Below are 24,832 nucleotides of genomic sequence, written 5' to 3'. Positions count from 1 at the left end.
GAGCCGGATAACCGGGGTCAACCAACGCACCGGCAACTTGAAGTATGGCGGGTATCGTCGCCTCACAAAAATAGCGAAGCGAAGTGTACCACTCAGTTAGACAGCGTGCTTTTGTCTATGTCACTCAACAAGGTGAAATAAAGAGTAAAAAAATTAAAGGCGACTAAATCTAGCACAGAATGGATAAGAATTACCCACAGCCCGTAAAACGGGCTGTGGGAATACAGGCAAGAAAGAGCTAGTACTCACTATCAGGAAGGACGAGACTCCGCAGCTGGGCGGTCATTACGGCCAGAAAGCACATCGTTCATCTGTTGAGAATCAAGCTGTTTACACCATTTGGCCACCACTACGGTCGCCACGCCGTTGCCCACCAGATTGGTCAGCGCACGCGCTTCAGACATAAAGCGGTCAATACCCAGAATCAGCGCCAGACCGGCAATCGGCAGGTGCCCTACGGCAGAAATGGTCGCCGCCAGCACAATAAAGCCGCTGCCCGTCACGCCTGCTGCGCCTTTGGAGGACAACAGCAACACCACCAACAGCGTAATCTGATGCCAGATATCCATGTGGCTGTTGGTCGCCTGAGCGATAAATACCGCCGCCATCGTCAGGTAAATCGACGTACCGTCCAGGTTGAAGGAGTAGCCGGTCGGAATCACCAGACCCACTACCGATTTCTTACAACCCAGTTTTTCCATTTTCTCCAGCATACGCGGCAGCGCAGACTCGGACGATGAGGTTCCCAGTACGATCAGCAGTTCTTCACGAATGTAGCGAATGAACTTGAAGATACTGAAACCGGTCGCTCTGGCGATGGAGCCAAGCACCAGCACCACAAACAGGATACAGGTGATGTAGAAACAGATAATCAACTGCCCCAGCTGTACCAGCGTACCTACGCCATACTTGCCGATGGTAAATGCCATCGCGCCGAACGCACCCAGCGGCGCCAGACGCATGATCATGTTGATAATGCCGAAAACGACCTGGGAGAAACTTTCAATCACATCGAAAATCAGCACGCCTTTTTCACCCAGATGGTGCAGGGCAAAACCGAACATCACCGCAAACAGCAGCACCTGCAGGATGTTGCCGCTGGCGAAAGCGCCAATGACGCTGGAAGGAATCACATCCATCAGGAACGGCACCACGCCCTGCTTGCCAGCTTCAGTGGCATAATTCGCCACCGCAGCCGCATTCAGCGACGACGGGTCAACGTTCATGCCGACACCGGGTTGCAGCACGTTGACCACCACCAGGCCGATAATCAGCGCCAGCGTACTGACAATTTCAAAATAGAGCAGCGCGGCAGCGCCGGTACGCCCCACGGCCTTCATACTCTCCATCCCGGCGATCCCGGTGACGACGGTACAAAAGATCACTGGCGCGATCACCATTTTGATTAATTTTACGAATCCATCGCCCAGAGGCTGCATCTGTTGCCCCAGCGCCGGGTAGAAATGTCCCAGCAATATCCCTATGGTGATAGCTACAAGCACTTGAAAGTAGAGACTTTTGAATATTGATTTTTTCATAGTGTGACGTCCTTTGATGGGAAAAGACACAGGGGACAAAGAACGATAAAGTTGCCGCCTGTGCTTGCGCCGGAAAATAACACCCTGATAACAGAGTGAATACTTTTATAACTTTAGTTTGTGAACATCCGGTTAAAAACAAGAGCTGAATCGCTTCAACAGATTATTCCCAAAAACATTGCATTAATTTACCGATAACATCACGCATCACCAACGCCGTCTCAACCTCGCAGCAAACCATGCTACAACCCTATTTTGCGCTGATTCATAAGAATTTTTTGTGAATAGGATCACGAGTAACAATCAGGTTAACAAAACGTGAAGCGTAAAATACACCAAGGAAAAATCAAAGGAGACACACAGAGGGACACAGCGAGGACGATGTCCTCGCTGTAGGTACGACAAGAACCGTTATTGACCGCGCGCCAGGGCCACCAGCAGGCGCAAGCTGGATGAGTAGTAATCATCCGACGCACCGGGCAGATCGCTAAGCTCAGCAAGGTTGCCCATCGTCAGGTCGCGCACCGCCAGTAAGCCACCTTGCATATTGTAAGGCGCGGTATTATTGCTCAGCACGTCAACCCAGGCCGGTGTCGCCAGCCGGGGATAATTGCGCCAGTACAACTGAAACGGCAGCAGCGCTGTGGTTTTGGCATCATACCAGTACAGGTACAACGGCACGCGGATAGCGTCATAACTGAAACGCGATGGCCATGCCGTTGCCGGCGCCATCGACCCATCCACATTCAGCGCGACCCAGTCCGTCGGCAACCCGGCCTGACCGAAGCGCATTTCGCTAAGCAACGACAGGCTATCGTCAATCAGTTGCCGCCAGACCTGAAGATGACTGCGACGGGCAAAATCTCGCCAGGCAGGAAACAGAAAATAGGACGGGTTCAGGACAACATAGCTGTTCTTATTAAATCCATAAGCGCCGGGCAACATCACGGTATGGTCCGCAAACTGAATGACCTCGTGGCTGATGACTGCTTTTTGAATGCGGTCAGAGGATTGCAAGTAACTGTTATCCTGCCACTTATTTCCGGCCTGCAACAGCGCCCACGCAATCAGGACATCACCATCGGATGCGTTGTTTTTATCGACCACCGGATTGGAAGCCGACGGATCATAACGCCAGTAAAACAGGCCACTGGAGCTATCCATGAGGTGGCGTTGCGTCCAGTTCCACAGGCTATCGAATGCAGTGCGGTCGCCGTAATGCACCGCCATCAGCATGGCGAAACCCTGGCCTTCGGTATGGCTGACGTTGTTATTTCCCGTATCCTGAATGCGCCCATCCTGAGTCATGAAGCGACTTTTATAGGTTTCCCAACCTGTCGCCGCCGTTGCCGACATACTAAACAACACCATCAACATCAACGCCCAACCACGCCATATTGGCTTTACCATTACGCCTCCAGCTCAATAGTAACGAAACAAAAGAATCGATCCATTTTCGGTTTCCTCGCAGGATAACGGCACATTTTCTGCTCCACCTTGTCCACGCAGCCAGCGGCTGTATAGTCCCTGCAATACTGCCGCCATCGCCATGCGCCACCGTGAGCTACTGCTTTGCGTATTCGCCAGCACAGGTAATGCCAGGTGATAAATCTCCAGCCGGTTTTCATACGGGCGCAGGTCCACGCATCCCCAGTGAAACTGAGACAACACCTGATTCATCTCCCGTTCCAGATCCACCACGGTTAACGCCTCCGGCAACGGGTAGCGTTCGGCCAGTTGTTCGCCCATGTGGCGCAAAAATGCCAGCCCGTCTTGCTCGCCGGCATTATCCATCATCCCGTTGACGATCACGCCGAACAGATCCGCCCAGCCGGGCGGCAGTTGCTGTTGGCGATAATAGTTCAGTGCATGTTGCTGCATGTCACTCATGCTTATTTGCCTCCCAGCCCGTAGCGGAAATAGAGCCGGGCCGTGGTTTCGTTATAGTTGCCAAAGGTGTCGTAGCCCACCTGCCCGCCCACCGTCACATCTTTGGTGACGCGGTAGTCCGCACCGACATGCGCGTTATAGCCAATGCCGTTCTTGCTGTCGCTGGCGTAATGGGATTCTTTGGCAAAGCCATCGGTCACAGCATCATCCAGAAACGCTTGCCAGTCAGGATTATTTGGGAAGTAATCGCTCTTATCGAGGGTATAGGACTGATATCCTACCGACACGCCCGCCTTAAGATTCAGATTGTCGTAGCGTTGGTTCCACTCGATGGGAAGCGAGACCGAGACATAATTCTGCGGGCTAAAATAACCGCCCTGACCGTAGCTGTAATAACTCAGGTTTTTATTGAAATTCATCCAGCTCAGGTTAACGCCGGTTTTCAACTCGCTGTCACTATCATGCACCGGGCGAATATAGAAACCCGCATTGGCCATCACGGCGTTGTTGCTCTTCACATTTTTGCCAAGATAGCGGTAAGCGCCGCCACCGCCATAGGCACCGACATCGCCGTTGTCGTAGCTCAGCAGTACGTTACCACCGTTTTTGGTCACCTGCCCCCAGCTCTCGCCACTGAAAACCTCTTTACGGCCAACATAGGAAAGCAGGCTATCCGTCACCGCACGGCGCTCTCCGGTCACGATCAGTGTGAGAAAATCCGTCAGTTTGGGCGACCATTGCACGCCGCCGACCAGCGTATTCAAATCCTGACCGAGCGGCGTGCTGCCGAAGTCAAATTTATAGTTTTTGCCGATCAGCGCCAGATTGAGTTCCACTCCAGAGGCTTTCTGAGATTCTGTTGAACCCATTCCTTCAGAATTAACATCTGGTTTTTTTGATGAGGATAAGAGAAAACGTTTAAGTAATGCATTTTCAGGACGGTTAATCAGGGTGAAGAAATTCCCACCGGAGGCTGTAAGAGGATTCAAATTCTCAAATTTAACAGGATTACCGGATGTAAGCGGAAGATTCAGCAAAGAAGCAGGAATTGTCGCAGTTGAACTCCCAGTAAAATCAGCCACATCTTTTAATGTGACTCTATTTATGGTGGTCACCATATTCCGCACCGCCTGTGCCCCCGCACCAGCCCCATAGCGACGATCAGCATCGCCGCTGGCGCTGCCGGAACTCATCGTCATCGGCGTGACGCTAAAGCTAAAGTGCGCATCGCCAAACGAGCCGCTCGACCAGGTGAGCGGGGCTTTAGCTTCAGTTAACCGGCTAAGCCCCGATTCGCCATCGCGGCTGCGAATCTGCGCCTCACCCTGCACCCAACCGCCGTTATCGCGCTCCAGATCGTCCATCATGGTGTTGATCTGGTTCAGTGTGGCGGTTTGTTGGGCAACGACGGAAGCCCCCACCGCGGCACCGCCTGCTGCAACCTCGCTACGCTGCTGCCATGGCATCACGCCACCATAGACAGAAGGGCTACCGGCAACACGGGTAGTAGCTGTTGTCGAGCGATTGATGAATGGATTATCCGCCATCGCCAGACCGCCAATCGCTGCCGCCTTGCCTGGTGTGCCACCTTCCAGCCCAACCGCTTTCGCGCGGGCGGCTTTCAGGTAAGCCAAAGCCTGCTCGTTGTTACCTTCAGCATTCTCAACCCGTGCCAGCAGCAACAGCCGCTCCGCCGTCTGTTCGCCCTTCAAGCCGACAGCAAGCGCCTGTGCCTTTTGCGGGTCGTTACGTTCCAGCGCCACATTAATGGCGCCGACGCGCGCCTCCTGTGTTGGCGTGTCATGCAACAGCAGGTAGTCGTAAACGTCCGCCGCCTCTTTGCTCATTTTGCCGGACTGGTATAACCGGGCCATGGCGAACATCAAGTCGGTATTTTTCGGGTCGCGTTGCAGCGCACGGGCCAGCTTGTCGTAAGCCTGTGCATACTGCTGGTTCTCGCGCAAACGGTCGGCTTCGCGCACCACAAAACCGGTGCGCAGTGCGTCAAGCTGTGCCGTGCTGCTGCGCGCCACCAGTTCCGGGCGGTTGAGCCATGACTGCGCGTCATCACTCAGGCCGGCCTGATTCAGCACGCCAATCTGATCGGCATAATCCCCTGCGTTGCCCTGCACGCCACGCTGCATATTGTTGCGCACCACCGTCACCGCCGCCGCCGTTTCCCCCGCCGCCGCCAGTGAGCGGGCCAGTTTGCCCGCGTCAGCCGGGTTATCCGGCGGCGTGACTGATAACGCCCGCAGCGTGTTAGCCGCCGCGGCGTTCTCGCCCCGCGACAAATACACCTGCGCGGTCGCCATCTGTAAATTGAAATTAACGCGCCGCGACAGACTGCGAATATCGTCGTTCTGATTACGCGGCGGAATGCGCGACAGCAACGTACTGGCCTGTTGCCAGGCGTTATTTTCACTGGCGAACAGTGCTGCGGCGTAGAGTTCATCCGCACTGGCTCCGGCGCGGAATAATGGCTGCATCAACGCGGTGGCGGCGGCGGTATTGCCCTGCTGCTGATAAATCCGCGCCAGATCGAGCTTCAGCCAGCCGTCGTTCGGGAAGCGCTGCACACCCTGTTGCAGCAGGCCGATGGCACGCGTGGTGTCGCCCGCCGCCAGCGCCTGTTTGGCTTCGTTGCGCACCGGCGTGCTGGTGGCGATGCTGACCGGGCGCGGTGCCATGGTGCGGCGCACGTCCTCCGGCAAGGCCGAAAATAACGAATTGGCTTCGTCGGTACGTTTCTGCTCGCGCAGTACGTAATAAAGCCCTTCTTTGGCGTTACGATTATCCGCATCGGTTTGCAGAATATCGCGGTACAACCGTTCCGCCTGCGAAAAATTATTGGTGCGGCGCAGCACATCGGCGCGGAACAGTTTCGCCGTCATCCCTTTGTCGCCGCCAGCCTGCACCAAGGGTTCGCTTAGCGTCAGCGCCTGTGCCGTATCGCCACTCTTCATCGCCTGCTGCGCAGCCGCCAGTTGGGCGTAGAAACGGGCATCGTCTGCCTGCTGCTGGCGTTGAGCACTGTTCTCGCCACCCTGCCGGGCCGCCCGTTCCAGATACGTTGCGGCGGCGGCAAAATCGCCGCGCCGCTGGGCGGCATACCCCATTCCCGCCAGCGCATCCGCATCTTCCGGGTTAGCCTGCAACACCTGGCCGAACGCGGTTTGCGCGCTGGAGAGATCGCCGCTGTTGAGTGCGCTAAAGCCTTTGTCTTTCTCGTTGCCGCCCACATTTTTGCGGTAATAGTCCATCACCGCCGTATCCTGCGGGTGCCGCTGCTGATAGAGCTGATAGAGCGGCGCGTCGTCCACTTTGGGTCCCAGCCACAGCAACGCCTGCCGCATCGCCTGATCGGCATCGGTACTGCCGGACGCCAGCCCACTCAGCATTTGCAACCCTTCGCGGCGGGTCGGCTCCTGATAGGTCAGCGCCTTGCCGAGCGCCACAACGGCATTGGTATCCTGCGGATGCGCCGCCACAAACTCGCGCAGGTGGTCAATCGCCTGCGGTAATAGCGTACGGTCACCCGCCATGGTCAGATAGTATTCCGCCGCAATACTGGCAGGCGGCTGAGTGCCGCTAAACAGATTGCGCCAGGTTTGCAGCGACGCGCTGATATTGCCGCTGCGCGCCTGCTGACGCGCCAGCGCCAGCTGCGCTGGCGGGATGGTCGAGGTCTGGCGGGCATTATCCAGCGCCTGCAACAGCGGGTCCTGCGGCGATGCCTTGCTCAGGCGCTCACGCCATTTGGCAGCTTCGGCATTATCGCCGCTATGTTGGGCGTACAACGCCATCAGGTAAAGCGCCTGCGGGTTGTTGGCATCCGCCATCAGGATTTTCTGCAACGCGCCACGAGCAAGATCGTCATGAGAGCGTTGATGCCAGTAATCTGCCTGTTCAAACAGCGCCTGTAGCGCCGGGTTAGTCTGTGCCGCCAGCGCGGAGGTCGATAGCACGCCGCTGACCACCACACCGGTAAGAGACAGTGACTGACGGATGCGGGCTGTTAATGTCGTCATCTTCATAGGTGGCTCGCTTATTCTTTATCCGATCCCGCATCACGTCGGGTAGACAGCCTTTTCTCTGCCAGCCGCCGGAGCATCGATGCCAGGCTCAGCCCCATCACCGCCGCCAACAGCAGCGCCATCAACGCCAGCAACACCGCGTGTTGATTGGCGTACCAGACAACCATCATGTACCAGGGCATTTCACCACTAGGGAACTGTGGTCCCACCCGAAAGCTACGCACGCCGTTTTCGTCGGTGATAATGGCGGTATCGCCTCGCACCGCAGCGTTAATGCTCGGCGAACTCAGGTCGCCATACAGTCGCAACAACTGGTCGTCGCCACTGCCGGTGGCCACTACCACCACCCGATCCGGGTTCCACGGCGACCGGTAGCTCAGGAAACCGCGCCAGGCTTCGTTAGACGAGAAATAGCGGTCTGCCTCCAGCGGGGTACGGTTCCAGTCACCGATCAATAAAGTTTGTAAGTGCTCCCATACTCCTGGTGTCCTGACGCCAAAAGTACGGTCATTCACCGTATAGGGTGAACCAGACAGCAGGTTCTGATTGAACGCCGTTTGCTGCAACGAGGTCACCGCCAGTACATCGCTATTTTCAAGCTTCTGCCGGTCACCGGCGTTGGTCGGCAAGCCGAACATTACGCGGTTGTGGTTGAGGCTCACGCCGGTGGCATCGCCAGCGCGACCAGCCAGGTCAAGCAGCAGGCCAATTTCAGCGTTGGTTGGTTTTTCCGGCAGCAGCATTACTGTCTGAGCGTAATCCGCCTGACGAGTGAACGGGAACGCCACCCCCACGAAATAGGAAAGATTCGGCAGCAGCGTGAAATGGCGTGTGCGACTGAGATCGATAGACGCGCTGTCGGCAATCTGGCTCTTGATGTTGTTGTTAAGCAGCACGCTGCACGGCGCATCTTCTTTCGCACGGATGTTGAAGTAAAGCTGGAACTGGTTGTATCCGTAAATCAGATACGGATCGACCTTCAGCGTATAATTTTCCTGACGGCTATCACCGCCCATTTCACGCCACAATTGTTGTAACACACCGACCTTGTTCACCGGCAGATTGTGCAGGAAGGTGCCGTTGAGCATCACATTCAGGTATGAGCGGCTTTCATCAATCCAGCTTTCTGACGGGAAACGGTAATCGACGTTTACCGGAATGGTATCGCCATCCCACAAAAACAAATCCGGCGCGGCGCGGAAGTTGATGCGCAGCGCCTCATGCCAAAGCCCACTGACTGTCATGTTTTGATCGTTGCGCAACAATTCACTCAGCCGTACCGGTCGGTCGGTATTGATCCAGCGCGGTGCGTCATAAGCGCGGCGAAAAGGAATGGTCTGCGGCGTTACCGACAGGGTTGACGCATCGCCAGTGAAGGGCTGATTGATCAGGCGATACGCCGCCTGCCGCAACTGCTCATCATCCTTGCCTATAACCAGCATCAGTTTGTAAACCGGGTTCACCGGGTTATCAATCAGTTGCAATGTAGGACCGGCAACCTCTGGCAGCGTCAGCGTGCCCACGTTGTCTCCTGGTCGGCCAAACACTATGCCGCTCTTCTCAGGCAACGCATCGCGTATCACCGGGAACGTCACGCCGTAACCATCCATACGCATCCCCAGCCAAGAAGCCACCAGCGATGCCGCGCTGACCTGAGCGGGGGTAAGGTTGGCCGGAAACACCATCGGTACAGAAGTGGACGACATCTGCAGCGGGTCGATAAACGGACGTGGGAAATTCTCCAGCCGGGTGCCGATATCAAGTTGCTGGCCTTCCAGATGCAGGGTCGTGGTCGGAAGAATAGTCAGGTTGTAGCGGGTCGCGCTGTCGCGCTCGCACAGCAGGCGATCAGCATCATTGACGCGAAAACTCAGGTTGTTACTGGAAACCACCATTGCAGCGGGAATATCCAGTTGAAACAACGTACTGTCGCCAGTCACGGCGTTCAGCGGCACACTACCCAGCGGCTGGCCGTTCAGCATCAGTTGCATCGACGTATTGAGCGCCGCCAGTTCGGGCGATACCCGCAACGCCAGATCCAGACGCGCATTGGTCACCACCTGATCGCCAGGCAGAGTAAAAATCACCCCAGCCTGCGCCTGACCGCCCGCCAGCGTAATCCCCCGCGTTTGGCCCATCTGCGCCACGGTGACGTCGCTAGATAGCGGCTGATAACCTGTCGTGGGCTGATCTGTCGCGGATTGATCACCAACCGGTGCCGGCAACAGCATGGACGGCGTCGTCAGCGGCGGCGGTGCAGGAAGATCCGGCGATGTCGCTTCTGGCATAACCGGGGACGGTGCCGTTGGCGATGCCTGTGGCGACACCATCGGCGGCATCGCTGGCGGTGTCGGCATCGATGCAGTATTCGCAGCAGGCGCGGTTTGGCTGCCGCCGGGGCTGAGCATGGTGGGCAACGGCTCATCCGCCGTGTTGCCAGCCGCCAGCGCACCGTTGCCACCCAGCATCAATACGCCGCTCACGCACAGAGGCCACAGCGATTTCAAAAAACGTGGCATCATCATGCAACGACGTCTCCCTTCTTCTGGTCTGCTTTACGGCCTCGCAAACTCATCCAGAAGAATGCGCAAACGGTACACACCACCGCCCACAGTGAGCGCAAGGGACGATCCTGCGGAAAGGGCGAACTCATCCAGGCATCTGCACGCGACAGCACCACGCGTACCAGCGCCCGACGCTGGGCCAACGGAATATTGTCAAATCGCAGGCGAATGGTGTCGTCGTCTGCCGCCACCGACTGTGCTGGCAGGCAAATTTCGCTGGATTGCAGCAACAGCTCAACCGCCTCAATCTCATCGGTTTTATGACGCTGATCCGGCGCTTTAAGCTGTACTCCGCCCATCGACAGATTAATGGTGGTGGTGCGGGATGCCACGCCGCTGACGTAATGAATGATAGCGGGCACATCCACATCAACGCGGATGGTCTTGCGCACCTGTTTGGTTTCCCGCGCTACCGCAATCGCTGCCAGCAGGGTTAACAAACTGAGTAGCGCCCACACCACGTTCAGCACCATCACATAGGGGTCCACATTGAAATAATCATGCGCCACGATGCGGGCAATGCCAGCCACGACGCCTGCTCCCATCAAAATCGCCGCAATGATATGTGGCCGCACAATACGAAAATCAAAAAAGCCTTCGTCCAGCAGGCCGCCTTTATCGGTTACGTTGAACTTGCCGCGCGTCGGCGCGAACAGGGTGACCAGCGTCGGAATCACCAGATGGAACGCCATCACCGTTTCGTAGATTTCACCCCAGAAACTGTAACGAAAACGCCCGTTCATGCGCGAGTTGAGGTACATCGACAGCACCAGATGCGGTAATACATACGCAAAAATCGTCGCCGCCGAGGCATAGATAATATTGAGGTTGAACAGCAGGTAGGCCAGCGGCGCCGTCAGGAACACCACGCGCGGCAAGCCAAACTGGAAATGCAGCATGGCGTTGAGATAGCACAACCGTTGAGGCCAGGTCAGCCCACGCCCGAACAACGGGTTATCAACCCGGAAAATCTGCGTCATGCCACGTGCCCAGCGGGTACGCTGAATAACATGCAGCACCAGCCGTTCGGTCGCCAGACCCGCTGCCAGCGGAATCGCCAGAAAGGCGGATTTCCAGCCTTTGCGCTGCATCTTGATGGCGGTATGCGCGTCTTCCGTTACGGTTTCCACCGCAAAGCCGCCAATTTCATCCAGTGCTGCACGGCGAATCACCGCGCAGGAACCGCAGAAAAAGGCCGCATTCCAGAGGTCATTGCCTTGTTGCACCGGCCCGTAAAACAGCGCGCCTTCGCTCGGCATGTCGCGCGCCGCGCGCAGGTTACGTTCGAACGGGTCCGGCGAATAGAAGTAATGCGGCGTCTGCAACAGTGCCAGTTTCGGGTCCGACAGGAACGGGCCAACCGTGGCTTGCAGGAAGATGCGCTTGGCGACGTGATCACAGTCAAATACGCAGATAAGCTCGCCTTGGGTCAACTTAAGCGCATGGTTAAGGTTACCGGCCTTAGCGTGAGCGTTGTTATCGCGGGTGATATAACCGACGCCCACTTGCGAGGCGAACACGGCAAATTCGCTGCGTTTGCCGTCATCCAACAAATAGATTGTCATTTTGTCGCGCGGGTAGTCGATGCACTGCGCCGCCAGCACCGTATCGCGCACCACATCAAGACTCTCGTTATAGGTAGGAATATACACATCCACCGTCGGCCATAACTGAGTGTCCTCCGGCATCGGCTCAATCGCGCGCTCCAGCGGCCAGGCCGTCTGAAGAAAACCTAATAACAAAATCACCCAGATATAGAACTCGGCAATAAATAAACCCATGCCCAGAATGGCTTCAATTTCAGAGTTGAAGTGCAGGGTTTCCGTTGCCCGCCAGTACATATAACGTGTTGACGTCAGCACTGACATAATAATGAGTATCACCGTCACCTGACGGCGTTTATTGAGTCCCAGCAAAAACATCAACGCCAGGCTGATCAGGCCGAATATATATTGTTTTTCACTGTCCATCGGGGTGATGACAATCACCGCTGCAACCGGTAGCAATAACAACAAAATGGTTAAGAACAGGATTTTTTTCATCGATTATCCTGATAATTAATTGATGGAAAACGTTCGCGCGCACCTGCCTGTGCTAAAAAAATCAGTCAAAGAATAACAATTCTTTACGATTGTAGACTGAATTAGCACTTAGCTGGCAGAAACAGCTTGATAAGTGGGAAAATCGGCGTGAACTTCTCCGTTACCAATCCTGATATCCAGCAGCGACGCAACGCGTTTTCCAATCAGTTCAATGTCAAACGCAGCAGCAGAAACCGGGTTGAAATCAAAAATGGAGCGTTGGGAGGCGTTGGCTTCAGCGACACTCTCATCACGGTGTACACTGCCAATCAGTTTGTCCGGCATACGTTGCTGGAGAAACGACGACACCTGACTGCTGATAGCACGGCGATTATCCGTTTGATTCAGCAACAGGTAAGAACCTTTGCGATTATTTAGCGCCTGACCGGTCAGTTTATTGCCCTCAATCTGCGGCATCAGCGACAGGGAAGCGGTATCCGCCATCATCACCACCAGATGCAGATCGGCCAGTTCCGTCATGGCCTTCAACGCCGGACTCGGTCCTGGCGGGAAATCCGCCACGATGACCAACCCCGGATAATTCATCACCGAACTCAGGCCGCGCTGGAGAAACAGTGGGTCGGTCGTCATACGATGCTCAAACGCCAGCCGTTGTTCTTCGGTGACATTGCCGTAAGGCAACACGAAAATATTATCGTCTGCGGTCAGGATAGACTGGCTCCAGTCGGCCATTTCATCGGATTTGGCAACGTAACCACGTTCATCACCGAGCGGCACGCCAAAATGCAGGCGCAACGCATTCTGCACATCGAAATCAATCGCCAGCACCTTGCTGCCGCCACGAGCCAGCGCATAGGCCAGATTAGCCGCCATGGTGGTTTTACCGACGCCACCTTTCGGAGAACAAACACAAACTAACGGCATAACGCGATTTTCTCCAGCAAGGGTTTCAACAACATGGTCTTGGATACCGAATGGGTTTCATCATGGCGATGACGACTAAATAACTGGCGGAATCGTCCAGCTTCTGAGGCGAGCGGCGCCTCGCTCATCACAGGTGTGGACGCTGCTGGTGCCGGTGTATGCGCGAGCGGATGCGGGCGTGGCGTTTCTGAAGATATCGTTTCTTCCCTCTGCGGCGCTACCTGCTGTGCTACGGACACAGGCACAGGAGCAACCTGAACGGGCGGCGGCGACGCAGCAATAGCGTTAAACAGGGAATATCGATTATCTCCGGAAGACCCAGAGATGACGGCGGCTGACGGCATGACACGGTGAGACGGCGACACCACAGGCTCAGACAACGCGTCCAGACTCGCCGGCACAGGTTGCGCAATACTCACCGGCTGAGCCGCCGATAGCGAGTCCTCACCAGCCTGATTGCGCAACAGCTGTTTTATAATCGGCCAGACAACGGTGTCAGATTGCAATACCTGTCCGGACATATCCCTGAAATTAATATCTTTTATCTGGGCTTTATCCTTAAAGCGCTGCATATCATCATAACTATTCATCTAACTGACATTTCCCTGGAAAAGGGTGACGGCTAATATGGCGCGGGACTACAGCGCAAAAAACAATCTTTTAGGATTAATCTTAAACGATATTTGTAATGAAGGTAAATTACTCCAGAAAAATAAATCAATAACCTATAAGTAAAATTTCCCTTCCTTAGCGTGCTGAAAACGACATCACCCATCCCGCCAAAATCACTATATTGATAGTTAAATCATGGCTAATCACTGAGGGGATTACCAATTCGGCACCGGGTGATAAATCTATTGCGAGAAGATAGCGTAGTGCTCACCTGAAATCCATGACTAAATATTGAGCAATATATTAAAATAAATTAAACAATGGAAATCTCTACCAGCACCTGGCGTTGGCCGAATTATGTGGCGCAAACGGTCTCAACAGGTTGGCTCCCAACCTTCGCCAGCCATATTACGATGAACGAATCAACCGCAACGACCATAGCCGCGCGCCAAATACATTGACCAGCAATCCCATCATCACCAGCAACGCCCCCACACCTCAGCACGAAGGCATGACCAAATAAAAATGACATCATAGTAGCAAAAAATACTATCCCTCCTCATTAATTGCTATCATAGTGACAACAAAACACCATCAGGAGCCTCAAGATGCTATCGCTATACACGGCTTACGACATTCAACAGAAACTAAAACAACATCTGAAAGCGATGCGCAAACATCGCAAACTCTCTGTTGATGCGCTGGCCCAGCAGTCCGGTGTCCCCAACAGCACCATCCGCAAATTTGAAGCGACAGGTAATATCTCTCTCAGACAGTTTCTGATGTTGTACGAAGCCTTGGGTAACCTGAACGATCTCAACGCACTCACCAGCCAGGCACATTCCCCCACCAGCATTGAAGAGGTGCTTAAAAATGCTTAGTGTACCGCTGGAAGTCATACGCCGCCTAAGTGATGGCCGGGAAGAACGTGTTGGACAACTGGCGGAAAACCGACAGGGCGTCTATTTCCAGTACAACGCAGACTATCTCGCCAGCCACAACTCCTCTCTCAGCCCTTTCAATCTGGAATTTACTGGTCAGCTTCAGGCTGCACCACGCCAACCTCACTATGGCTTACACGGCATATTTGCTGACAGTCTACCTGATGGCTGGGGCTTGTATCTTATGGACCGCTTTTTCCGCCAACAGGGTTATAACCCCGCCCAGATTACGGCACTGGAAAGGCTCGCTTTCATCGGTCACCGAGGCCCAGGTGCATTACGCTATGAACCGGCGATGCCCCGTTCTGATGGCGTTGGTGAAGAGGTTATTGAGTTGATCCAACTGGGCCACGCCGCTATCGAAGAGTTCGAAGGCACGGAATCCAGTCTGATTGCACACTTGATGAATGCTGGAGGTTCTGGTGGCGCCAGACCGAAGCTCAGCGTGACAAAAAAGCCTGACGGTACCTTTACCACTCGTCAGGATACCGTGGGCGATAAGCTGCTGATCAAGCTCACTTCAGAAAAGTTCGCGCTCCAGCATACTGAAAGCCAGATCGAATATATCTATATGAAAATAGCCAGGCAGGCTGGTATTGATGTGGCTGATTTCGAGTTACTTCATATTGGTGAAGGGCACTACTGGTTACAGCAGTCACGATTTGATTGTATAGGTGAAGCAGGTCGATTACACATGGCATCTGCCAGTGGCTTACTGGATGCAAACTTTCGAGCCCCCTCTCTGGATTACGTCGATCTGGTTAAAGCAGCACGACTACTGTGCGGTGTAGGAGAAGCAAGAAAATTATTGCGCCGGGCATTATTCAATTATTTGTTGGTCAATCAGGACGATCACGCTAAAAATTTCTCTTTTCTGGCAGACGATCACGACCACTGGCGGCTTTCCCCATTCTATGACGTGGTCTACAGCCCCTCACCACAGGGAGAGCATATGACGGCGTTTAATGGTCACGGCTCACGTATTACCTTAAGCGCAATGGAGCAACTGGCCGGACAAGCGGGTCTGTCAGGAGCCAACGCCGTGCTCAACATCGTTGATGAACTATACGATATTGCGAAAGAATTTCACCGGGAAGCTCGCCATTTCAGCCTCCCAGCACCATTGATCACCACCATTCAACAGGAGATCGATAGCAAATGGCGGCAATTAAGAGAATAAAGCGCGCTATCCCGCCACTTATAAACAGGCCCCGGTTTTAATCGGGGCCGTGTTTCTGTCTCACCACAGACGTCAGCTTGCCTGACTGTCTTCCTGCTCCACCGCGAAGCAGGCAACCAGTTGTTCGCCGTGCGGTTTCAGATGCGGTTGCAACTGGGTACAGGTGCCGAAACGGTGCTGGCAGCGGGCGTTGAAGGCGCAGCCCGGCGGCGGGTTTAGCGGGCTTGGCAGCTCGCCGGTTAGCTTGATGCGCTCGCGGCGAGCATCCGGGTTCAGGCGCGGCGTCGCAGACAACAGCGCCTGGGTGTACGGGTGGCGCGGATTGTTGAAAATCGCGTCCTTGCTGCCCTTCTCCACACAACGGCCCAGGTACATCACCATCACTTCGTCAGCAATGTGTTCCACCACCGACAAATCATGCGAGATGAACACGTAAGACAGCCCCAGATCCTGCTGCAAATCCATCATCAGGTTCAGCACCTGCGCACGCACCGATACATCGAGTGCGGACACCGGTTCATCGGCAATCACCACGTCCGGATCCAACATCAGCCCGCGAGCGATGGCGATACGCTGACGCTGGCCGCCGGAAAACATGTGCGGATAGCGATCGTAATGTTCGGTTTTCAGGCCGACTTTCGCCATCATCGCCAGCGCCTTCTCGCGGCGTTCCGCTTTGGTGAGATCAGTGTTGATCACCAGCGGCTCTTCCAGGATCTGCCCGACCTTTTTACGCGGATTGAGCGATGCATAGGGGTTCTGGAACACAATCTGGATTTTCTGCCGACGCAGCTTCTGCGCCGCCGGGTCCGGCTTGAGCAGATCCTGCCCATGATAGTACAGCTCGCCGTGTGACGGGGTTTCGATCATGGTCAGCAGGCGGCCCAGCGTGGACTTGCCGCAACCGGACTCGCCCACCACCGCCAGCGTCTTGCCGCGCTCCAGCGTGAAGGACACACCATCCAGCGCTTTCACCAGTCGCTCCGGCGCGAACAGCCCTTTTTTCACCGGGTAGTGTTTTTTCAAATCAATCGCTTCGAGCAGGTACGGCTGCCCGGCGGCATTCATGGTCTGGCTCATACGGTTGGCCTCCCCGCATCATCCAGCGGTGTGTGACATTTCACCTGGCGACCGGGGATATCCCGCATCTCAGGCTCTTCCTGACGGCAACGATCGCTGGCGTACGGACAGCGCGGATTAAGCAGACAGCCGGTCGGCCTATCGTACTTACCCGGCACCACGCCCGGCAGCGACGCCAGACGAGACTTATCGACCGCGAATTCCGGCAACGCACGCAACAGTGCCTGGGTATAGGGGTGACGCGGCGCGCGGAAAATATCCGCCGCCTTGCCAGATTCCACCACCTGCCCGGCGTACATCACAATGATGTGGTGCGCCGCTTCCGCCACCAGCGCCAGATCGTGGGTAATCAGGATCAGCGCCATGTTCTCTTTTTGCTGCAATTCCAGCAGTAATTCGATGATCTGCGCCTGAATGGTCACATCCAGCGCCGTCGTCGGTTCGTCTGCTATCAGCAACTTTGGCCGACAGGCTATCGCCATCGCAATCATCACGCGCTGACTCATCCCGCCCGACAACTGGTGCGGATACACATCCAGCCGGGATTCCGGGTCGGGAATTCCCACCTGATTAAGCAGGTCAATCGCCCGCTGACGGCGGGTTTTACGGTTACCGCCCTGATGCACCTTGATGGCTTCCATAATCTGGTAGCCTACGGTGTAACACGGGTTGAGACTGGTCATCGGGTCCTGGAAGATCATCGCCACTTCCGCCCCCACCAGTTGACGCCGCTCCTTGTCGGAGAGCGTCTGCAAATCACGCTGGTTGAATTCCAGCCGGTCAGCCATTACTTTGCCGGGGAAATCAATCAAGCCCATGATAGCCAGTGAACTGACTGATTTGCCGGAACCGGACTCGCCGACGATGCCGACCACCTGCCCTTGTTCCACCTGATAGCTGATGCGGTCTACCGCACGAAACGGCAGCCCCTCATCGCCAAAGTGCACCGACAGTTTCTCTACATTGAGTAACGCCATCTCTCTACCTCTATCACTGCATGTTACTGCTTGAGTTTGGGGTCGAGAGCATCACGCAGGCCGTCCCCCATCAGGTTAAATGCCAATACCGTCAGCAGAATCGCCAGACCGGGGAACGTCACCACCCACCAGGCGCTCTGCGCAAACTGCAGCACGTCGGAAAGCATGGTGCCCCATTCCGGTGTAGGCGGCTGTGCGCCCATGCCGAGGAACCCAAGTGCAGCCATGTCGAGAATGGCGTTGGAAAAACCCATCGATGCCTGCACGATCAACGGTGCCAGGCAGTTAGGGAAAATGTTGACGAACATCTGACGCAACGGACCGGCCCCCGCCACGCGCGAGGCGGTCACGTAGTCGCGGTGCACTTCCACCAGCACCGCAGCGCGGGTCAGACGCACATAGTGCGGCAGCGACACGAAAGTCAGCGCCAGTGATGCATTGACGATGGAGGGGCCAAAAATGGCCACCAGCACCAGCGCCAGCAGCAAGCTCGGCAGCGCCAGCATGATATCCACCAGACGCATGATGGCGGCATCAACCGCACCGCCAAAGTAACCGGCGAGCAGCCCGAACACGATGCCGAGAATCAGCGACATCACCACCACCAGACAGCCCACCAGCAGCGACAGACGCGCGCCGTACATCAGGCGCGACAGCACGTCGCGGCCCACATCGTCAGTTCCCAGAATGTACTGCCAGCTGCCGCCTTCCTGCCAAACCGGCGGTTTAAGCAGCGCATCGCGGAACTGTTCAGCCGGTGCGTGCGGAGCCAGTACGCTGGCACCAATCGCTATCACCAGCATCAGGATGATATACACCAGGCCGACGACGGCCCCTTTGTTACGTTTAAAGTAGTGCCAGAACTCCTGCAACGGGGTCATGGGCTTCGGCGCAGCCGTCGCTGCGGATTCGGTAACGTGAGTCATCCCGCGTCTCCCTTATTTCTTATGCCGAATGCGCGGGTTCACCACGCCGTAGAGCACATCCACCAGCAGGTTCACCAAAATGATCATGGTGGCGACCAGCAATACCCCGCCTTGCACCACCGGGTAGTCACGACGCTGCAACGCGTCTATCAACCAGCGGCCTAACCCCGGCCAGGAGAAAATGGTTTCTGTGAGGATGGCACCGGCCAGCATGGTACCCACCTGCAAGCCAATCACCGTCACCACTGGCAGCATGGCGTTACGCAACGCATGTATCACAATCACCCGCAGGCGGCTCAACCCCTTGGCGCGAGCGGTACGGATATAATCCTCGCCCAGCACTTCCAGCATCGCCGAGCGCGTCATACGCACAATCACCGCCAACGGAATGGTGCCGAGCACAACGGCTGGCAGCACCATGTGCATCACCGCGTCTTTGAAGTCGCCTTCCGCACCCCAAATCAAGGTATCGATCAGCATAAAACCGGTCAGCGGCAGGGAATCATCCAGAAACACGGTGTCGCCCACCCGACCGGATACCGGCGTCAGGTTCAGTTGTACCGACACCAGCATGATAAGCATCATGCCCCACCAGAAAATCGGCATCGAGTAACCGGTCAGCGCCACGCTGACGGCGGTATGATCAAACACCGAACCGCGCTTGACCGCCGCCATTACCCCAACCGGAATGCCGACGATCACCGCGAAAATCATCGCGCACACGCCCAGCTCCAGCGTAGCTTTGAAACGCGGCACGAATTCATCCCACACCGGGACGCGACTCTTCAGGGACATGCCCAGATCGCCGTGCAGCACGCCGTAAATGTAATGGACGTATTGCTCCCAGAGAGGCTTGTCCAGCCCAAGTTCCGCCATCAACTGCGCGTGGCGCTCCGGGGAAATACCACGCTCTCCTGCCATGATCATCACCGGGTCGCCGGGGATCAGGTGCACGAAAGCGAAAGTTAGTAGGGTAATACCGATAAACGTTGGGATAACCAGCCCCAAACGACGGAGTATGAACTGCAACATATCCCGAACTCTCTGTGCGTTCTCTTTATAGAGATAAATGGCCCGATGGTGCTCACCATCGAGCCTGACATTGCTCACTGCGTTAAAACAGGCGTTGAAGCGTCCCCTGTCGTTCCCCTACAGAAACACGCGTCTCCAGAAACACGCATTTCCAAAAACAACAGGGGCGACAGCGCTGCCATCGCCCATAAATGTGACGTGATGAGATAATTAATCTACGGATACGTGATTGAAGCTGTGCACGCCACGCGGCTCGATGACGTAGCCTTTCACGTTTTTACGGATCGGTTCATACACGGTGGAGTGCGCCACAATCAGCGCCGGAGCCTGATCGTGCATCACTACCTGAGCCTGCTTGTACAGTTCGATACGTTTAGCCTGATCAGACACCGCACGAGCTGGCTGGATCAGGTCTTCAAACGGCTTGTAGCACCACTTGGAGTAGTTGGAGCCTTTCTGCGCTGCGTCGCAGCTAAACAGCGTCGCCAGGAAGTTATCCGGGTCCCCATTGTCGCCGGTCCACCCCATCAGCACGGTCTGGTGCTCACCGGCTTTAGCACGCTTGAGGTACTCACCCCATTCGTAGGTAACGATCTTGGCTTTCACGCCCACTTTCGCCCAGTCAGCCTGAATCATTTCCGCCATACGACGAGCATTCGGGTTGTACGGACGCTGTACCGGCATCGCCCACAGGTCTATCTCAAAGCCGTTTTCCAGACCGGCTTCTTTCAGCAGCGCTTTAGCTTTAGCGGGATCGTAAGCGTAGTCTTTAACGTCGTCGTTATAGCCCCACATGGTCGGTGGAATCAGGTTTTTCGCAGCCTGACCAGCCCCCTGATACACCGCATCAATGATAGCCTGCTTGTTCACCGCGTACGTCAGTGCCTGACGCACTTTCACGTTATCCAACGGTTTTTTCTCGACGTTAAACGACAGGTAACCCACGTTCAGGCCCGGCTTTTGCAGCAGTTCAATGTTCTTGTCCTGCTTCATGCTGGCCAGATCGGCAGGGTTCGGGTACGGCATCACCTGGCATTCGTCTTTTTGCAGCTTGGCGTAACGCACAGAAGCATCCGGCGTAATAGAGAACACCAGACGGTCAATGCCCGGCTTGGTGCCCCAGAAGCTATCAAAACGTTTGTAGAGAATGCGGGAATCTTTCTGGTACTGCTGCAACTGGAATGGACCGGTGCCGATCGGGTCCAGGTCGATTTTCTCCGGTGTGCCGGCTTTCAGCATCTTGTCGCCGTATTCAGCGGACAGAATAGACGCAAAATCCATCGCCAGGTCGGCCAGGAACGGCGCTTCAGCGTGGTTCAACTGGAAGCGGACGGTATAGTCATCCACTTTCTCGATTTTGCTGATCAGGTCATTCATCCCCATGCCTTCAAAGTACTCGTAGCTACCGCCGGAGACTTTATGGAACGGGTGGTTGGCATCCAACTGACGCTGGAAGGAGAACAGTACGTCGTCAGCGTTAAACGTGCGGCCCGGTTTAAACTCTTTGCTGTCCTGCCACTTCACGCCCTTACGCAGATGGAAGGTGTAGGTTTTACCGTCGGCGCTGATGTCCCATTTTTCGGCCAGACCCGGCTCAATTTCGGTAGTACCGTTCTTGAACTCGACCAAACGGTTGTAAATAGGAATGGAGCTGGCGTCAAAAGTGGTACCAGACGTGAACAACTGTGGGTTAAAGCCTTCCGGAGAACCTTCTGAGCAATACACCAGGGTTTTTGCCTGTACACCGGCGGCAACGGACAGCGCCAGCAAACCAAGGCTGAATTTCAGCACCCTTGATTTCATCAGGGATTTAGCCATTACATGAACTCCATTGTGGATGTTGTGTGTCAGTCAGACCAGTTGTTGTCATCGCGACTGTTGTCATCGCGACTGTTGTGATTGCAACAGGGTTATCGCAATTCGGGTTATCGCGGTGATATTTATCGCGGTGGTCTGTACTTTTTCTTCTATATTCAGCCCAAAGCTCGCGCCCGGAGACTGATGTAATAGTAAATAGGAGAGACAACAGTGCGGGACAAGCAGGAAAAACCCTGCCAGCCCTGTCGGATCAACCATAATGATTCCAGGTACTCTGCCGTCCTCCTCCTTGTGACGCCCACAATGTGTCAACAGATCACAATCGCGTCAATATTCCCTGTCAGGATTTACAAACAGAAACCCCCGAATCATTAAGATATAAAGTTAGCTAAAATCATTACTTTATTAGTGATAAAACCCACAAAAAAAAGAAAAACCAACAGAGAAAACCACACAATTTATGCCAGACAATAATTATCACCACATAATAACTCATAGGAAAATCCTCTCGAATGGTGAATTACTGCACAAAAAAGCGTGTTAGAAATGTTAAAATCAGGTGAAAATACTGACAAAAGCTTCGTTGCGATGATGCATTACTATCATCATCGATGACCATTGGACAACTATTTGCGCGCTATAAAAAAACGGTATACCACAGCGAAAAGCCATGATCTGATGCCTCGACACAACGCATTAAAACCAAACAACCATTTGTTTTTTATATATTTTTAAAAACAAAAGGAGAACCGTAACACCATCGCTAAATGATGCTGCCCCCCCTCCTAATCTCTGGTTGCATTCATTCATCTTTAACATTCATGTCAACAACGCCGATAGTTCAATAACAATAACCCCAACACACAGCAACACCCTTTACGACAGGAATTAACATCAGGAGAACCATGATGGTCAAACAATCAATACCTAAAAAAACAATGAGTATCCGCACCCAAATGTTGCTAACAGGCTCATTGACGATTGCTCTTGGTTTTGCAGTCACGATTGGAGTACTGAGCTGGCAATCCAGCAGTGAACAAAAAGCACTGGCTGATAGTTATTTACAGCAGATTGCTAAAAATGAAGCGCTAAAAATTCAACAGAGACTCAATTATGACCGTGACGTGGCGCATAACCTCGGTCAGGCATTAATTGCTCTGCCAGCCGCCGGCATTAAAGACCGTGCAGCGGTCGATAAAGTGACGGAATACGCTCTGCGGGACAATCCGGATTACCTCTCGGTTTCGGTTATTTTTGAAGAGAACGCTTTTGACGGGCGCGATGCAGAGTTTATAAATAAGCCTGGTCAGCCGCCCAAAGGCCGTTATGCCTGGTTTGTTGACCGTGATCAGGCCGGCAATTACAAAATGAATCCGCTGCTTTCCTACCTGACGCCTGGCCAGGGCGATTACTATTTACTGCCGCAAAAGAGCCAGAAAGATACCTTAATTGAACCCTATTCGTACGCTTACAACGGCGTCCCAACGTTGCTGACGTCGGTAGCGGCCCCCATGATTTCGCAAGGAAAACTGTTTGGCGTTGTTACTGCGGATATTTCTCTTGCATCATTACAGCAAACCATTAATCAGATTAAGCCCTGGGCGGGCAGTGGCTACGCGATGCTGCTCTCCAGCGCGGGAAAAGTCGTCTCCTATCCGGATAAGTCCATGACGAGCAAAGTCTGGCAGGAGAAAACAGATAGCCTTACTTCAGAGATAGTACAACGTGACGATGCAATATTAGGCGAAAAAGCGCTGGTGACCTGGTATCCCATCACCATCGGCAACAGTGCTGATAAATGGTATCTGGGGGTCGTTGCGCCAGTCAGTAAGGTGATGGAGGCCGCCAAACAACAATTAACCAATGCCTTGATTCTCATGGTGCTCAGTATTCTGTTGGTCAGTGCATTACTGGGGCTAACGTTCAGCAGAAAAGTGCTTAAACCGCTTGGCGGCGAACCACTCGAAGCCGCCACCATTGCGCTGTCGGTTGCCAAAGGGGAGCTAAACAATGACATTGCGGTAAAACCTAATGATCGCAGCAGCCTGTTTTTCGCTCTGCGCACCATGCAATCACAGCTGCGACAGGTTGTGGAACAAATCAAAGAAGCAGGTGACGCGGTACATCAGGGTGCCACGGAGATCGCCAGCGGCAACATTAATCTGGCTTCCCGCACCGAGCAGCAAGCTGCCGCATTAGAGCAAACCGCCGCGAGCATGGAGCAGATCACCGCCACAGTGAAACATAATGCCAACAATGCTCATCAGGCCACCGCATTAACCGAAAATGCCACACAAATCGCCCAACGCGGTGAAACGCTGGTTAGCCAGGTCGTACAAACCATGGCGCAGATCGACGATAGTGCGAAAAAGATTGGCGACATTACCACGATGATCAATAGCATTGCTTTCCAGACCAACATCCTGGCGCTGAACGCGGCGGTTGAAGCCGCACGCGCCGGTGAACAAGGCCGAGGGTTTGCGGTAGTGGCGTCGGAAGTTCGCAGTCTGGCACAACGCAGCGCCAATGCCGTCAAAGAGATTGCCGCACTGATTGAAGAATCCAGCCAGCGTGTCGAGACTGGCGTGCAACTGGTGAACAATGCCGGTAAAACCATGCAGGAAATGACCCACGCCGTCAGTTCGGTGCAAACCATTATCAATGAAATTGTTAACGCATCGGATGAGCAGGCGAAAGGGATTAGCCAGGTGACGATTGCCGTGAACGAGATGGACGGTGTAACACAGCAAAACTCGGCGCTGGTGCAGCAGATGTCTGCGGCGGCGGGTTCGCTGGAAGAACAAGCCATATTGTTGGCTCAGGCGATAGAACACTTCCATTTAGGACAGCACGGTCATACGGGGCAACAAGGTCATGCAAGACAACAACACGCATTACCCAGAACGGTATAAAACTAACAGGTAAATCTGCCACCCGGTGAGCATAAGGTACCCATGACGGGAATAGTTCACCGGGTCGGCAAATCAAACACAGAACATACCTTGTTTTTAGGCCGCATCCCGGTGCTGATTTTCCCTGCCATTATTTATGACTATTTTATTTATATAACTTTTAAAATTTTATTTTTTATTTACTCCTGACGTGTTACTTTTAACAGCAGAAAAGTAACCCTTCCATATAATTATTCCCCCATAACACCCACAAATTAATTTTAATTACAAAACAGTGAATTAAGTTATTTAAAGATGAATTGCCGTTAGGTTCACAATTCCCTCATATCTGCAGCTAAAGGCTATTATTTTTAACATTT

The 24,832-nt window shown here is 54.3% G+C and carries 16 protein-coding genes; 3 read left to right on the top strand and 13 right to left on the bottom strand.

What is annotated here, in order from left to right:
- Positions 1-251: 251 nt before the first annotated feature.
- From Dpoa569_RS00600 to bcsO, 8 genes are all read right to left on the bottom strand, one after another.
- Entirely contained in the window at positions 252-1,538 is a 1,287-nt protein-coding gene (locus Dpoa569_RS00600; protein ID WP_042867654.1) for a dicarboxylate/amino acid:cation symporter, read from the bottom strand.
- Positions 1,539-1,949: 411 nt separating this feature from the next.
- Entirely contained in the window at positions 1,950-2,948 is a 999-nt protein-coding gene (locus tag Dpoa569_RS00595) for a glycosyl hydrolase family 8 (protein ID WP_042867652.1), read from the bottom strand.
- Positions 2,949-2,960: 12 nt separating this feature from the next.
- Positions 2,961-3,428, bottom strand: coding sequence for a cellulose biosynthesis protein BcsD (gene bcsD / locus Dpoa569_RS00590; protein WP_042867650.1), 468 nt, complete (start codon positions 3,426-3,428; stop codon positions 2,961-2,963).
- A gap of 2 nt (positions 3,429-3,430) precedes the next feature.
- Positions 3,431-7,465, bottom strand: coding sequence for a cellulose biosynthesis protein BcsC (locus Dpoa569_RS00585; RefSeq protein WP_050569368.1), 4,035 nt, complete (start codon positions 7,463-7,465; stop codon positions 3,431-3,433).
- 11 nt (positions 7,466-7,476) lie between these two features.
- Complete coding sequence (bcsB, locus tag Dpoa569_RS00580; protein WP_042867648.1) at positions 7,477-9,990, bottom strand: cellulose biosynthesis cyclic di-GMP-binding regulatory protein BcsB; 2,514 nt, start codon at positions 9,988-9,990, stop codon at positions 7,477-7,479.
- Complete coding sequence (bcsA, locus tag Dpoa569_RS00575; RefSeq protein WP_050569367.1) at positions 9,987-12,071, bottom strand: UDP-forming cellulose synthase catalytic subunit; 2,085 nt, start codon at positions 12,069-12,071, stop codon at positions 9,987-9,989. The genes bcsB and bcsA overlap by 4 nt, the downstream gene beginning before the upstream one ends.
- Positions 12,072-12,179: 108 nt before the next feature.
- Positions 12,180-12,995 carry a cellulose biosynthesis protein BcsQ gene (gene bcsQ, locus Dpoa569_RS00570; RefSeq protein WP_042867646.1) on the bottom strand — a complete coding sequence of 272 codons (816 nt, stop codon included), beginning with the start codon at positions 12,993-12,995 and terminating at the stop codon, positions 12,180-12,182.
- Complete coding sequence (gene bcsO / locus Dpoa569_RS00565; protein ID WP_042867643.1) at positions 12,986-13,585, bottom strand: cellulose biosynthesis protein BcsO; 600 nt, start codon at positions 13,583-13,585, stop codon at positions 12,986-12,988. The genes bcsQ and bcsO overlap by 10 nt, the downstream gene beginning before the upstream one ends.
- Before the next feature lie 630 nt (positions 13,586-14,215).
- Between bcsO and Dpoa569_RS00560 the strand changes: the two genes are divergently transcribed.
- Together Dpoa569_RS00560 and Dpoa569_RS00555 are read left to right on the top strand one after the other, a co-directional pair.
- Positions 14,216-14,488, top strand: coding sequence for a helix-turn-helix domain-containing protein (locus tag Dpoa569_RS00560; protein WP_042867639.1), 273 nt, complete (start codon positions 14,216-14,218; stop codon positions 14,486-14,488).
- A complete protein-coding gene (locus Dpoa569_RS00555) occupies positions 14,481-15,728 on the top strand; it encodes a type II toxin-antitoxin system HipA family toxin (protein ID WP_042867637.1) in 1,248 nt (415 codons plus the stop codon). Before Dpoa569_RS00560 ends, Dpoa569_RS00555 begins: the two co-directional genes overlap by 8 nt.
- Positions 15,729-15,800: 72 nt before the next feature.
- On the opposite strand, the gene dppF is transcribed toward Dpoa569_RS00555, so the two are convergent.
- The 5 genes from dppF to dppA all read right to left on the bottom strand — a co-directional run bounded on the left by dppF (position 15,801) and on the right by dppA (position 21,561).
- The gene (dppF, locus tag Dpoa569_RS00550; RefSeq protein WP_371810636.1) at positions 15,801-16,796 is read right to left on the bottom strand and encodes a dipeptide ABC transporter ATP-binding subunit DppF; all 996 of its coding nucleotides are present in this window, start codon (positions 16,794-16,796) and stop codon (positions 15,801-15,803) included.
- A gap of 8 nt (positions 16,797-16,804) precedes the next feature.
- Positions 16,805-17,785 carry a dipeptide ABC transporter ATP-binding protein gene (gene dppD / locus Dpoa569_RS00545; RefSeq protein WP_042867633.1) on the bottom strand — a complete coding sequence of 327 codons (981 nt, stop codon included), beginning with the start codon at positions 17,783-17,785 and terminating at the stop codon, positions 16,805-16,807.
- A 23-nt stretch (positions 17,786-17,808) separates the two neighbouring features.
- Positions 17,809-18,711, bottom strand: coding sequence for a dipeptide ABC transporter permease DppC (gene dppC / locus Dpoa569_RS00540; protein ID WP_042867631.1), 903 nt, complete (start codon positions 18,709-18,711; stop codon positions 17,809-17,811).
- 12 nt (positions 18,712-18,723) lie between these two features.
- Entirely contained in the window at positions 18,724-19,743 is a 1,020-nt protein-coding gene (gene dppB, locus Dpoa569_RS00535; RefSeq protein ID WP_042867630.1) for a dipeptide ABC transporter permease DppB, read from the bottom strand.
- A 210-nt stretch (positions 19,744-19,953) separates the two neighbouring features.
- Positions 19,954-21,561 (bottom strand): dipeptide ABC transporter periplasmic-binding protein DppA, encoded by a 1,608-nt coding sequence (gene dppA / locus Dpoa569_RS00530; RefSeq protein WP_042867628.1) that lies wholly within the window; start codon positions 21,559-21,561, stop codon positions 19,954-19,956.
- 908 nt (positions 21,562-22,469) lie between these two features.
- Between dppA and Dpoa569_RS00525 the strand changes: the two genes are divergently transcribed.
- Complete coding sequence (locus Dpoa569_RS00525) at positions 22,470-24,473, top strand: methyl-accepting chemotaxis protein (RefSeq protein WP_128569800.1); 2,004 nt, start codon at positions 22,470-22,472, stop codon at positions 24,471-24,473.
- Positions 24,474-24,832 lie beyond the last annotated feature (359 nt).

Source organism: Dickeya poaceiphila (assembly GCF_007858975.2).
In the GTDB taxonomy this organism is placed as follows: domain Bacteria; phylum Pseudomonadota; class Gammaproteobacteria; order Enterobacterales; family Enterobacteriaceae; genus Dickeya; species Dickeya poaceiphila.
This window is presented reverse-complemented; position numbering and strand designations above follow the sequence as displayed.

What these genes read in the sequence shown, in the direction of transcription:
- Dpoa569_RS00600 (WP_042867654.1), bottom strand. Translation starts at nt 1,538, where the DNA reads ATGAAAAAATCAATATTCAAAAGTCTCTACTTTCAAGTGCTTGTAGCT.
- Dpoa569_RS00595 (WP_042867652.1), bottom strand. Translation starts at nt 2,948, where the DNA reads ATGGTAAAGCCAATATGGCGTGGTTGGGCGTTGATGTTGATGGTGTTG.
- bcsD (WP_042867650.1), bottom strand. Translation starts at nt 3,428, where the DNA reads ATGAGTGACATGCAGCAACATGCACTGAACTATTATCGCCAACAGCAA.
- Dpoa569_RS00585 (WP_050569368.1), bottom strand. Translation starts at nt 7,465, where the DNA reads ATGAAGATGACGACATTAACAGCCCGCATCCGTCAGTCACTGTCTCTT.
- bcsB (WP_042867648.1), bottom strand. Translation starts at nt 9,990, where the DNA reads ATGATGATGCCACGTTTTTTGAAATCGCTGTGGCCTCTGTGCGTGAGC.
- bcsA (WP_050569367.1), bottom strand. Translation starts at nt 12,071, where the DNA reads ATGAAAAAAATCCTGTTCTTAACCATTTTGTTGTTATTGCTACCGGTT.
- bcsQ (WP_042867646.1), bottom strand. Translation starts at nt 12,995, where the DNA reads ATGCCGTTAGTTTGTGTTTGTTCTCCGAAAGGTGGCGTCGGTAAAACC.
- bcsO (WP_042867643.1), bottom strand. Translation starts at nt 13,585, where the DNA reads ATGAATAGTTATGATGATATGCAGCGCTTTAAGGATAAAGCCCAGATA.
- Dpoa569_RS00560 (WP_042867639.1), top strand. Translation starts at nt 14,216, where the DNA reads ATGCTATCGCTATACACGGCTTACGACATTCAACAGAAACTAAAACAA.
- Dpoa569_RS00555 (WP_042867637.1), top strand. Translation starts at nt 14,481, where the DNA reads ATGCTTAGTGTACCGCTGGAAGTCATACGCCGCCTAAGTGATGGCCGG.
- dppF (WP_371810636.1), bottom strand. Translation starts at nt 16,796, where the DNA reads ATGAATGCCGCCGGGCAGCCGTACCTGCTCGAAGCGATTGATTTGAAA.
- dppD (WP_042867633.1), bottom strand. Translation starts at nt 17,785, where the DNA reads ATGGCGTTACTCAATGTAGAGAAACTGTCGGTGCACTTTGGCGATGAG.
- dppC (WP_042867631.1), bottom strand. Translation starts at nt 18,711, where the DNA reads ATGACTCACGTTACCGAATCCGCAGCGACGGCTGCGCCGAAGCCCATG.
- dppB (WP_042867630.1), bottom strand. Translation starts at nt 19,743, where the DNA reads ATGTTGCAGTTCATACTCCGTCGTTTGGGGCTGGTTATCCCAACGTTT.
- dppA (WP_042867628.1), bottom strand. Translation starts at nt 21,561, where the DNA reads ATGGCTAAATCCCTGATGAAATCAAGGGTGCTGAAATTCAGCCTTGGT.
- Dpoa569_RS00525 (WP_128569800.1), top strand. Translation starts at nt 22,470, where the DNA reads ATGGTCAAACAATCAATACCTAAAAAAACAATGAGTATCCGCACCCAA.